The 11900-nt window shown below is 39.1% G+C and carries 11 protein-coding genes and 1 pseudogene; 11 read left to right on the plus strand and 1 reads right to left on the minus strand.

Annotated elements, in window-relative coordinates; genetic code table 11:
* Nucleotides 1-158: 158 nt before the first annotated feature.
* The 4 genes from JCM15457_RS10515 (at nt 159) to JCM15457_RS11770 (ending at nt 3548) form a co-directional block, all read left to right on the plus strand.
* Complete coding sequence (locus JCM15457_RS10515; protein ID WP_034989814.1) at nt 159-1259, plus strand: YibE/F family protein; 1101 nt, start codon at nt 159-161, stop codon at nt 1257-1259.
* Nucleotides 1256-2023, plus strand: coding sequence for a YibE/F family protein (locus JCM15457_RS10520; protein ID WP_034989815.1), 768 nt, complete (start codon nt 1256-1258; stop codon nt 2021-2023). Before JCM15457_RS10515 ends, JCM15457_RS10520 begins: the two co-directional genes overlap by 4 nt.
* A gap of 74 nt (nt 2024-2097) precedes the next feature.
* A complete protein-coding gene (locus JCM15457_RS10525) occupies nt 2098-3042 on the plus strand; it encodes a hypothetical protein (RefSeq protein ID WP_051993475.1) in 945 nt (314 codons plus the stop codon).
* Nucleotides 3043-3182: 140 nt separating this feature from the next.
* On the plus strand, nt 3183-3548 hold the full coding sequence (locus JCM15457_RS11770; RefSeq protein ID WP_051993477.1) for a DUF3899 domain-containing protein: 366 nt from the start codon (nt 3183-3185) through the stop codon (nt 3546-3548).
* 136 nt (nt 3549-3684) lie between these two features.
* On the opposite strand, the gene JCM15457_RS10535 is transcribed toward JCM15457_RS11770, so the two are convergent.
* Nucleotides 3685-5019: an HD domain-containing protein gene (locus JCM15457_RS10535; protein ID WP_034989816.1), complete on the minus strand. Its 1335-nt coding sequence runs from the start codon at nt 5017-5019 to the stop codon at nt 3685-3687.
* 190 nt (nt 5020-5209) lie between these two features.
* Between JCM15457_RS10535 and JCM15457_RS10540 the strand changes: the two genes are divergently transcribed.
* The 7 genes and pseudogenes from JCM15457_RS10540 to JCM15457_RS10570 all read left to right on the plus strand — a co-directional run bounded on the left by JCM15457_RS10540 (nt 5210) and on the right by JCM15457_RS10570 (nt 11730).
* A complete protein-coding gene (locus tag JCM15457_RS10540) occupies nt 5210-5632 on the plus strand; it encodes a YwiB family protein (RefSeq protein WP_034989817.1) in 423 nt (140 codons plus the stop codon).
* A gap of 44 nt (nt 5633-5676) precedes the next feature.
* Complete coding sequence (rpoE, locus tag JCM15457_RS10545; RefSeq protein ID WP_034989818.1) at nt 5677-6249, plus strand: DNA-directed RNA polymerase subunit delta; 573 nt, start codon at nt 5677-5679, stop codon at nt 6247-6249.
* 201 nt (nt 6250-6450) lie between these two features.
* Nucleotides 6451-8049 carry a CTP synthase gene (gene pyrG, locus JCM15457_RS10550; protein ID WP_034989819.1) on the plus strand — a complete coding sequence of 533 codons (1599 nt, stop codon included), beginning with the start codon at nt 6451-6453 and terminating at the stop codon, nt 8047-8049.
* A gap of 83 nt (nt 8050-8132) precedes the next feature.
* Nucleotides 8133-8336, plus strand: a complete 204-nt coding sequence (locus JCM15457_RS10555) for an LBP_cg2779 family protein (RefSeq protein WP_034989820.1) — start codon at nt 8133-8135, stop codon at nt 8334-8336.
* Nucleotides 8337-8765: 429 nt separating this feature from the next.
* Nucleotides 8766-10046, plus strand: coding sequence for a UDP-N-acetylglucosamine 1-carboxyvinyltransferase (gene murA, locus JCM15457_RS10560; RefSeq protein ID WP_034989821.1), 1281 nt, complete (start codon nt 8766-8768; stop codon nt 10044-10046).
* 46 nt (nt 10047-10092) lie between these two features.
* Nucleotides 10093-11381 (plus strand): annotated as a pseudogene (gene rho, locus JCM15457_RS10565) (transcription termination factor Rho).
* 97 nt (nt 11382-11478) lie between these two features.
* Complete coding sequence (locus JCM15457_RS10570) at nt 11479-11730, plus strand: type B 50S ribosomal protein L31 (RefSeq protein ID WP_034989823.1); 252 nt, start codon at nt 11479-11481, stop codon at nt 11728-11730.
* The last annotated feature ends 170 nt before the right edge of the window (nt 11731-11900 follow it).

Here is an 11900-nt window from a genome sequence, read left to right on the forward strand (position 1 = left end):
ACACTCTTACTTAAAAGATAAAACAATGTTTGACTGCAAGCAAGAAACAACACAGCAAAAATATGCTTTGTTTTGTTTAAGAATACAGCTTCTTCTTTATTTTGTAGCATTAACCATGTTATCTTGATTAAAAAGGGCTCGAGAGGAAGCACATAAATATGCAACTCAAAAAAAAGAATTTTATTGTGGGGCTGCTCATAGTTTTGAGTGGGTGTTTGGTTTACTTTTTTACCGTTAATGATGCTTTTTTGTACAAACAACCTATCATGAGAATAACACACGTGAAGAATAATAAGACAGTCAACATAGTTGATGAGTTTAAGAATCATGATCAGCAGACCGGCCAGCTCATCACTGGCGAGATACTTAATGGTAATAGTAAAGGGGAAAAATTCAAAGTTCATAATACATATACTCGCTCACGCGGAATGGACCAGAAGTTTCAAGTAAAGCAGCAAGTCTTTGTCAATATTTATCAAAAGGGAAATAGAAAAACGATTTCGATCTCTCATTATAAGCGCGATACTTATTTATTAATGTTGTGTTGGTTAACCTTAGTCTTACTTTTTATAGTTATGCGTAGTAATGGGTTACGTTCAATCATTAGTGTGATCCTTAATTTCATCTTATTCTTGATTGTTGTGCAGTTGGATGTGATGTGGAATATAACTTCATTTTTTTGGATTTATGCAATTAGTGCAATTTTATTTACAGCGTTGACCTTGCTGCTGGTAATTGGTTGGAATAAGCAATGTTTGGTTACATTCGTTGCGATTTTTTTTGGCACAGCAGTTGCGTTAATGATCACAGTGGCAGCAATGTGGCTGACAGGGGACAAGGGGATGCATTATGAGGCCTTAGACTTTGCGACACAGGCACCTAAGCAACTGTTCTTATCCGCCAGCGTTATTGGATTACTTGGAACAGTGATGGATGCTGCAACTGACATTGTTTCAACCTTATTTGAGCTGAAACGCAGTCAGCCTAAAGTTTCTTTTAAGCAATTGTTTGATTCTGGAAGACAGGTTGGCAAGAAAATCATGGGTCCGCTGATCAATGTCTTGTTGTTGATCTTTTTTGCAGAAACTTTTACGTTGGCAATACTTTACTTCAGGACTGGGAATTCGTTTGCTTATACATTTGAATGGACAATGTCACTTGGTTTGGTTCAAACATTGATTAGTGGGATTGGGATCACATTAGTCATCCCATCAGCAAGTTTACTGGCAGCTGCAGCTTTGAGGGGGAGTAACGAATGACGACAATGACTTTGTTGACATGCATCTTGGCCTTTTTGATGTTTATAACCAGTGGCCGTAGCGGAGTGTATTCTTTTATCAGTTTGGTAATTAATTTTGTGTTGCTGTTTATAACTATCGTTCTAATTGCTGGGGGGATTCCAGCTATTGGAGTATCGTTTTTCAGCGGAATCTGTATTTTGGCGATTACAATTTATATGGGAAATAGCGGTGAAACTGAAACGGACATCGCTTTTTTGGCTACTGTACTTGTGATGGGCATAATGCTTGTCCTGATAATACCAGTTGAGCATCTGGCTCAGGTTCAAGGCTTTAGTAATGAGGATTCTGAAGAAATAGAAGCATTTAACCTAGCAATTGGTGTAAATTTTGAATCAATTATAATTTCAACAATTGTCCTGAGCACTTTAGGGGCAATAGCTGAGGCAGCAATTGCAGTTTCAAGTGGGATGCAGGAGATAATTGAGCAGAAGCCCACTATCGAATTGAATGATTTGAGAAAGAGCGGACGGAATATTGGTCATCAAATCATGGGAATGACATTTAATACGCTTTTTTTTGGAATGTTCGGCGGTAATTTGGCACTTTTCATCTTGTTGTATAAATTACAAGCTACATTTGGTTATTACTTGAACTCAAAGGTTTTCGTTAGTGAGACGATGCTTGTACTCTACGCATCGATCGCTGTAATTATGATTATCTGGACTACAAGTGAGTTAATGGTTCACAGATTGGCTAAACAACGCAAAAAAAATAGTAAATAGCATTAATATAATTGCATCGAACTACGTGCTATAATGTTGGCATAGAGATGGCCTAATTTAAGGGGATGGTGAAAATGAGGAACATCGAGCAAAGAATTCTTAGAGGAATAGGAATCATAGCGTTAGTGCTTGTGCTTGGAGCATGTTCTACTCGGCAAGAAAGTCAAAATACAGGACAAGGCTCCTCAAGTAGAACATCACGTGTGGATGCAAGTTACCAAAAGGCACTGGATGACCTTCAAAACGATGCGCCCCAACAAGCTTACAGTCGACTAGAGAAGGAGGCTGACAAGGGCTTTAAAAATAATAAGGCGGCTATATTATATCGAAATCTGGGATATTTACTAACAGCTAAAAAAGCTGTTACAGAAAATAAATTGTCTAAAGCCGGCGAATATTTGGCAAAGTTAGATAATGTCAATACTCCTAAGGGCTTGGTTAAGCAGATTAATGCTGTGAAAAAAGAATATCAATCTGTCAAATTGGCACGAGTGTACTATGCAGAGATAGGTGATTACTATAATTCTCAAAAAATCTCGGCTGCTGGCGGAAGTTTGGAAGCTTTAAAATCATTGCCTTCTCGCTACCAAGCCGTAGCGGCATATCAGGCTAAGGCGCAAAAGTATGAGAATCTAATTACACAAGCCCAGGCAACGAGTACAGATACAGCAGCAACATCTTCCAGCGATACAACGCAAAATTCAAGTGCCGCTGCTACTTCTGCGAGTTCTGCTGCCACGCAGTCAACAGGCAGCGGCTATACAAATGCACGCAACTCGAAGATCGTTAGTTCAGAATATGAGAAAAAAACAGGTAGTTCTATTTCCTCAGCAACCAATAGTCAGGTCTCCTCTGTGGCCAAAAGTTTAACAGATGCGGAGGTATTAGATAGGTTTCGTGCAGCTGCTGGGATACCGCAGGAAGCGGGAGACCAATATTATGTTCAAAAAACAGATAGTGACAATTATCAGATTGAGATCAGACATACCAGCCTAATAATACAGCAGTTTCGAATTTGAAGGGGATGTACCGTTTCACATTATCAACACAAGTTGTACAAAAAATGAATGAGGTTTCAGGTCAGTATGTTCGAGTAAACTAAGTAAGAAGCGCAGCGACAGCTTGGGAGATAAATTAATAAATATTACTGGAGAATTATATGCAACGACTTAAACAGAAAATCTATTTAAAAACGGTGAGCGTAACACTGCTGCTGGCAGTTGTTTTTTCCGTAGCAGCAAAGTTTGTGCTTGATACCTTGCTGATTTCAAATATTTTGTTTGCAAGCGGTCTTTTGCTGGTTTGTGTCAGTATCGCTGATCTCTTGTTGAAGGCTCATTTGTTTGCAGGATGGTTTCAACACAAGAAAAAAGGGGAAACGGATGAAGAATATCGTGAGAACAAAATCAAAGTTGAAGAAGTTGGCAGCTTAAAAAATGGACCAATTCGCAGCAGTAAGTTTGGCAGAAGCTGCTTAGCAATTGGCAGTTGCTTGATACTTTTTTCAATCTGGGTAACTTTTTAGTTCTCGAGGTACGAGTTTGAGACTATATTCAAAGCTATAAAAAGGGAGCATATTAATACCGTTGAACTTTTTTACTCAAAGTCTAACGGTTAATATGCTCTCTTTGAAGTTAACTTGTAACTAGTAGTAAAAAGCCTTACGCCAGTGTGCTGATACGGCCATTTTTTATATATTTCTGGAACTCTTGGTAAATAGGAGCGAAAACTTCGACCTGTGTCGATTGAGCGAGCATTTCTTTAGGAAAGAAGAATCTTTCATCACCGGAAACCTTGCCTGTGATTGCGGCAACCAGACTACTAACAGTTGAGAGTTCAACCAGAGTTCCATCGTCTTGCATTAATTCAATTTGAGTACGCTGTTTTTTGCTTGCGGGATCGTAAGCATCATATGGAAGATCATAGCTATTATTAGTCGCAGTATAATAGGTGGGATCATAGCCTGCTTCATTGACTAGCTTGCGTAATTTTGGTAATAAGGCGTCTGTCTTAGAATTAAAACGGACGGATTTTAGAGGCTTGCGATTGAGGAAACGCTTAGCTAGGTCACTGAGAATTCTATCAGGACTATCGCACCAGTGAATAAAGTAAGTTGTTAAAACACCATCGTCAAGTTTCAAATAATCGGTCAAGTTAAAGTTATGTTCGAAAAAAGGCAGCAATAGATGTGGGGTAATGGATGTGGTCAAAGAACCATTTTCATACAAGAATTTGGCTCGTTTCAAAAGATGGCTTAAGATTACCTCCATTGAACGTGAAACTGGATGGAAGTACACTTGCTGGTACATTTGAAAACGGCTGACAATGTAATCTTCAACTGCGTGCATTCCACTGATATGAAAAGTGATCCCGTTTTTATATGGGCGCATTACACGAAGTATGCGTGTTAAATCAAATGTTCCGTAATTTGTCCCAGTATAATAGGAATCTCGTAGAAGATAATCCATCCGATCAGCATCTATTTGACTAGAAATCATTTGAACGACCTGGGGGTTAGGGTATGTTTTTTGAATAACACTGGCAACCTCCTGGGGAAAAGTGGCTGAAACACGACTTAAGACTTGATTTACCTCAGTTGTTGCAGATGTCAGGATTGAGGCTGTTATAGCTTCATGATCTGTATGAAAAATATGTTCGAAAGTGTGAGAGTAAGGCCCGTGGCCTATATCGTGAAGCAGTGCTGCACACAAAGCTACTAATCGTTCATGATCATCCCATAAACCGTCTCCCGCTTTTCTTGTAGGGTAATTTCGTTGAAAAAGATCGCATATTTGGCGTGTAATTTCATAAACTCCCACAGAGTGTGTGAAGCGGGAATGTTCGGCTCCATGAAATGTACTGTTAGAAGTTCCAAGCTGATGGACTCGACGAAGGCGTTGGAACTCACGGGTATTAATCAAATCAAGTATAACCTGATGTTGAATAAAAATATAATTGTGAATTGGATCTCTTAGAACTTTTTCCATAGGTAACATTTTGTCTCTGTATGCTGTGATAATAATTCAACTCCTTACGCTTTAATGGTCACGTAGTCTGTATCTCTAATTATAACTTAAACTTCTGCGCCGTGCACTGTTCTCTAAAAAATGTAAACCGTAAAATAGTGACGAAATTTGCTTATTTGAGATATAATGAAGAGAGAACAAGAAAAGGTGGTGGAGACTTTTGGCGAAAGGAACTCCAGTTCTGATATATTTACAAACACAACGAAATCAAGATGGTCAGGTCAGTGACTACGCTAAGAAATTCCAAGGGCAATTATTTCAAATTGGCCCATCGCTTTATTTACGTTATCTTGAAGAAGATGAGAAGGCAACAGTAACATTTAAAATCTCCGAAAATGGTATTGTTCAATTAACACGTAAGCAAGAAGATATTCAAATGAAGTTATACTTTGGCAACAAGCAGCGAATAGCTGCTTTGTACCGCACGTCAGTCGGAGATGTCCCAATTGAGACAATCACACCTAACTTGAACGTTACGTTGCGGGATAATCCTTTGTCCGGTGTTATTAAAATTGACTATTTGTTGTACAATGGGGCAGAGTTACTAGGAGATTATAAATTAAGATTGCAATTTACAGCATAAAATTGTATGATTGAGTCTAGACTGTAGAAGGGACGTGTACCAGTTTGGAGCTAGAAAAATTCAAGGATGCCAACAAAAATGAATTATCTATGATCGAAGTTGCTCGTGTGATTTTGAAACGTCACGGGGATGTGATGCCCTTTGCTGACTTGACAAACGAGATTCAAGAGTATCTTGGAAAAAGTGATGAGGAGATAAGAGAACGTCTTTCTCAATTTTATACAGATTTAAATATCGATGGCAGTTTCATTTCGTTGGGAGATAATCTTTGGGGATTACGCTCCTGGTATCCGTATGATTCTATTGATGAAGCTGTTATTCATGTTGAAGATGAAGAAACTGATATGCCTAAGGGCAAAAAGCGCAAAAAGGTTAATGCTTTTATGGCTGATGCAGCTGATGATGATGATGTTATTGATTATAACAACGATGATCCTGAGGATGAAAGCTTGGATGTTGATTATGATTCTGATGATGAAGATCACGAATTAAAAGAGTACAGCAATGATTTGAATGATATTGATGACCCTGAGGATGAGGAAGAACTACCAGATGGAATTGAAGGGCAGTTGTCTGAATTATCTGATGATGAGATAGATGACGATGATAATGAATAATTGATGCTTGACTGTGCGATAGTTTTTTTGTAAAATTCTTATTGGGCGCCTTGCATGCGAGTGTTAGGGCATTGTACGGAGATATGTTTACAAGCTCCCTATTCCAAATGAATAGGGAGCTTGTTATTTTTATTGGCAGAGTCTGCTGGTATAATTTATTTTTTCGTGGGCCCTCAATTTACTAATCAAAGGAGAGTTGTAATGACCAAGTATATATTTGTTACAGGTGGCGTAGTTTCATCGTTGGGAAAAGGGATTGTAGCTGCTTCTCTTGGAAGATTACTGAAAAATAGAGGGTTGAAAGTAATGATTCAAAAGTTCGATCCTTATATCAATGTTGATCCTGGAACAATGAGTCCTTATCAACACGGAGAAGTTTTTGTAACAGATGATGGCACAGAAACTGATTTGGATTTGGGGCATTACGAACGTTTTATTGACAATAACTTAAATAAGTATTCAAATGTAACGACTGGCAAGATTTATTCCGAGGTAATAAAGAAGGAACGTCGTGGTGACTACTTAGGTGCAACCGTTCAGGTGATACCACACATTACCAACATGATTAAAGAAAAGGTTATGCGTGCGGGCACAACAACTGATGCTGATGTTGTTATCACTGAAGTTGGCGGAACTGTAGGGGATATTGAATCACTGCCATTTTTGGAAGCATTGCGCCAGATGAAATCAGATGTAGGCAGCGATAATGTAGTCTATATTCATACAACGCTGGTTCCTTATTTGCACGCTGCTGGTGAAATGAAGACAAAACCGACACAGCATAGTGTCAAGGAGTTAAGAGGCCTGGGTATCCAGCCTAATATCTTAGTAGTTAGAACGGAAAAACCGATCTCACAAAGCATGCGCAATAAGATTGCAAGTTTTTGTGATGTTGAGCCCGAGGCAGTCATAGAATCAATGGATGTGGACACTTTGTATCAGATTCCGTTAAACCTTAAGGCACAGCGGATGGATGAGATTGTGTGTCAACACTTGCACTTGGAGACACCAGAAGCCGATATGACGAGCTGGGAGGCGCTGACAAAGCGTGTTCAGAATTTGGAAAAAACTGTCAAAATCGCTCTTGTAGGAAAATATGTGAAACTTCCGGATGCTTACATTTCTGTGGTCGAAGCACTGAAACATGCAGGTTTTGCAATTAATTCAGATGTGGATATTCATTTGTTTGATTCGGAAAAATTAACTAAAGATAATGTTGCTGATAAGCTTGCTACATTTGATGGCATTATTGTTCCAGGGGGTTTTGGAGACCGGGGTCTTGAGGGAATGATTCATGCAATTCGTTATGCTCGCGAACAAGATGTGCCTTTTCTTGGTATTTGTCTGGGGATGCAGATGGCCTGCATTGAATTTGCCCGGGATGTCGTTGGCCTTGAAGATGCAAATACGACCGAAGTTGATCCTAAATGCGAACACAATATTATTGATTTGATGGCCGATCAAGAAGATGTGGAAAATATGGGTGGTACCCAGCGTTTGGGACTTTACCCATGTCGCTTGATGCCGGGAACAGTAGCTGCTGCTGCATACGATAACGAAGATGTTATCCAAGAACGTCATCGGCATCGTTATGAATTTAATAATGAGTATCGTAAAAAATTCAAAGATCATGGGTTGGTTTTTGCAGGAACATCGCCTGATAATCGGCTCGTTGAAGTTGTTGAGCTTCCAACTAATGAGTTCTTTGTTGCAGCGCAATACCATCCTGAATTTCTTTCGCGTCCGCAAAGACCGGAAGGATTGTTCCACGCTTTTGTTGCGGCTTGTTCACGAAAATGATTAGAGATGGACTTGTTTCAAGTTAAGACAAATGTGGTATCCTAAGAATGTAAGTAATTATGAATATCTTGGGAGGGATCATAATGAGTGCAGGTAACCAAGCGGACTCTCTGGGAGAAAAACTGGTGTTGTTTCAAGAAAAATTTCATGTAACTGATGCAGCAATATCTTTGGCGAGTCATCTGTCTGTTGAAAAAGTTCATGGTATAAAGGTGAATAAATATTTGCCAGACGATGAGGAAAAAAAGCTGTTGTTGGAATTTGTTAACAATTATACTGAAAAATAGTGAAAGTGTAGTGTTTGGTTAATACACTATTTGAATACAGAAAAAATGAGAAACACCTTTAGGGTTAAAGCAAGATACTTTGACTCTAGGGTGTTTTTTTAGTCGAAATTTAAAATATTTATTAAAATGCGGCGATAATGACAAAACTATCTGAAATGAAACACTAAAATTATTAGAAACGCTAGATTAACTGTTGCTTTACGCATACATATTTTAAAATAGACAATATATTTTTGATGAAAATTTGAGAATAATTATGTTAATTTAACTGTTTTAGATTGAAACAGTAGCTGCTATCTTGTATGATGAGTAAAGGCACATTTTGTGCCTTATGTTAGCGTACATTTGATTTTTTGAATTTTTTACGTATGATTTTAACAGAGTTGAGATTTCTTATTGTTTAATAGTCGAGTGGGGATTTATAGAAAAATGAAAAAAATGATTATTAGAGGAGGGCAGAAACTGTCAGGCGAAGTCACAATCGGCGGAGCGAAAAATAGTACAGTTGCCCTTATACCAGCCGCGATTCTAGCGGATACTCCAGTTACGTTTGATTCTGTTCCTGATATTTTAGATGTACATAACTTAATGTTGATTTTAAAATCAATGAATGTTACGTCAACATTTAACCACGGAGAATTAAGTGTTGATCCTACTAAAATAAAAAAAGTTCCGCTTCCTGGCGGAGCAATCAAAAGTCTTCGTGCTTCTTATTACTTTATGGGTGCGCTTCTCGGACGCTTCGGGGAAGCAATTGTCGGTTTTCCAGGCGGAGATAATATAGGCCCACGTCCAATTGATCAGCATATTAAGGGATTTGAGGCTCTTGGTGCAAAGGTTATTGAGCAAAATGATGCGGTGCATATCAAAACCGGCGTAGAAGGACTCCATGGGGCACGTATTTTCTTTGATATTGTTTCGGTTGGAGCGACAATCAATGTCCTTTTAGCCGCAGTCAAGGCAAAGGGAACAACGATTATTGAAAATGCCGCCAAAGAGCCCGAAATAGTTGATCTCGCAACATTTTTGAACAATATGGGTGCACAAATACGTGGTGCGGGAACAGATGTGATTCGGATTAAGGGAGTCGACAGTCTTCAAGCAACGAATACACATACGATTATTCCAGATCGGATTGAGGCCGGCACTTACCTATCTTTTGCGGCGGCTAATGGCAACGGTGTTTTAGTTAAAAATGTTATTACTGAGCATCTGGAACCGTTTATTGCTAAGTTGGTAGAAATGGGTGTTTATCTTGAGGTCAATGAAGATAGCATTTATGTTAGGGGAGGAGAGCAGTTAACTCCAGTGACAGTTAAAACGGCTCCTTTTCCAGGTTTTGCGACCGACTTGCAGCAGCCGATAACACCGCTATTGATGAAAGCTCATGGGGAAAGCAAGATTATTGATACGCTTTACCCTGAAAGGATCAAGCACATTCCAGAAATGCAGCGAATGGGCGGTGTAATTTCAAGTGATAATGGTATCATCACGGTGGGCTATTCCGACGCTTTGCAGGGCACAACAGTTGAGGCAAGTGAAATTAGGGCAGGTGTTTCCTTGTTAGGGCTTGCTTTGATGTCTAAGGGAACAACAACGATCGTTAATGCTGAAAATATTTTACGAGGTTATGAGCGGATTGTTGAGAAGCTGCGCGGCTTATCAGTTGATATTCAAATCGTCGAAAAAAATGGTGATTTGCAAAAATAATCATTAACGAGCAAGCTGGTGTCAATTGGTGTCTGAAGGGGAGAGTATTACGGAAAATCTAACATTGGTTGATTTAAAGAATAAAACTTTAAAAGAGATTTACGGCTATGCCCGTGAATTTAAAATACCATACTATAGTCAAATGAATAAAAAAGAACTTTCACTCGCTGTGATTAGAGCACAGGCGGAAAAGCAAGGTTTTTACTATATGTCTGGTGTTTTGGACATAACTTCACAGCAAGATGGATATGGCTTTTTGCGACCAATCAACTATGGCTCCTCACAAGAGGATATTTATATTTCTTCTTCTCAAATACGCCGCTTCGGACTGCGTAATGGTGACCTAGTAGCAGGTAAGGCACGTCCACCTAAACCCAAAGAGCGTTATTATGGTTTGATGCATGTAGACAGTGTGAATGGAAAACATCCGGAAGAAGCTAAGCAACGGCCACATTTCCCAGCATTAACGCCGTTGTATCCGAATAGACAGATGATTTTAGAGACAGCACGTGGTCAAATAGCAACACGCATCATCGATTTGTTCGCTCCGATTGGTTTTGGACAGCGTGGTTTGATCGTTGCACCGCCTAAAGCGGGCAAAACAAGCCTGTTGAAGGCGATTGCCAATGGAATTACCAGAAACTACCCGCAAGCCAAGTTGTTGCTGCTCTTGGTTGACGAACGCCCAGAAGAAGTTACTGATTTGGAACGCACAATTGATGGTGAAGTTGTTTATTCAACGTTTGATCAAAAACCGGAAAATCATGTTAGAGTCTCTGAATTGGTTCTTGAGCGAGCAATGAGGCTCGTGGAGGATAAACAAGATGTGGTGATTTTGTTGGATTCGTTAACACGCTTGGCACGTGCATATAACTTGACTGTTCCCCCTAGTGGCAGAACACTTTCGGCGGAATTGATCCTGCGGCACTTTTTAAGCCAAAAAAGTTTTTCGGTGCAGCACGTAATATTGAAGAAGGTGGCAGTCTAACGATTTTAGCGACTTCATTGGTTGATACTGGAAGTCGGATGGACGATGTTATTTATGAAGAATTTAAGGGAACTGGCAATCAAGAGTTTCAGCTAACACGGGATTTAGCTGAGCGGCGTATTTTCCCAGCGGTCGATTTGAAAAAGTCTGGGACACGGAAAGAAGAATTGCTGTTAGGTAAAGACTGTCTAGATTTTATGTGGAAATTACGTAAATCGTTATCGAATGATGTGTTAAGAAGCACAGAACAAGTAATTAAATCGCTGAAAGAAACTAAAAATAACAGAGAGTTTATTGAAGAATTTGAAAATAAGCTAAACAGGCGAGGAGATAACAAAAAAAGATAATTGCGTGCATTGTTTTTTCGTGATACAATATCTTGAGTTGTGGTACTGAGAATAACTCTGATTCAGCAAATGATTCAGGGCAAAGGAGAGTAATATAATGAAACCAGGAATTCACCCAGATTATCATAAAGTTGTTTTTCAAGATTCAGCAACAGGTTATAAATTTATCTCTGGTTCTACAAAGAACTCAGAGGAAACAATTGAATGGGAAGATGGAAATAAATACCCATTGATCCGTGTTGAAATTTCGTGTGACTCACATCCATTCTACACAGGTCGTCAAAAATTCACGCAAGCAGATGGTCGTGTGGATCGTTTCAACAAGAAGTACGGTTTTACAAACAAATAAGAAATCTTTTATTTATATTAAAGAAGGAGCTGTGCCAAAAGTTAACTTTTGGCACAGCTCCTCTTTTTATTCCGTATAAACGTGTTCCATAAGTCAAAATTCTCCGTCTAGTTTCGAATTACTCATAGCAAAGTACTCGCTATGTTCGTAATTTCGAGTTAGTACTCACA

The organism is Liquorilactobacillus sucicola DSM 21376 = JCM 15457 (assembly GCF_000612445.1).
Classification (GTDB): domain Bacteria; phylum Bacillota; class Bacilli; order Lactobacillales; family Lactobacillaceae; genus Liquorilactobacillus; species Liquorilactobacillus sucicola.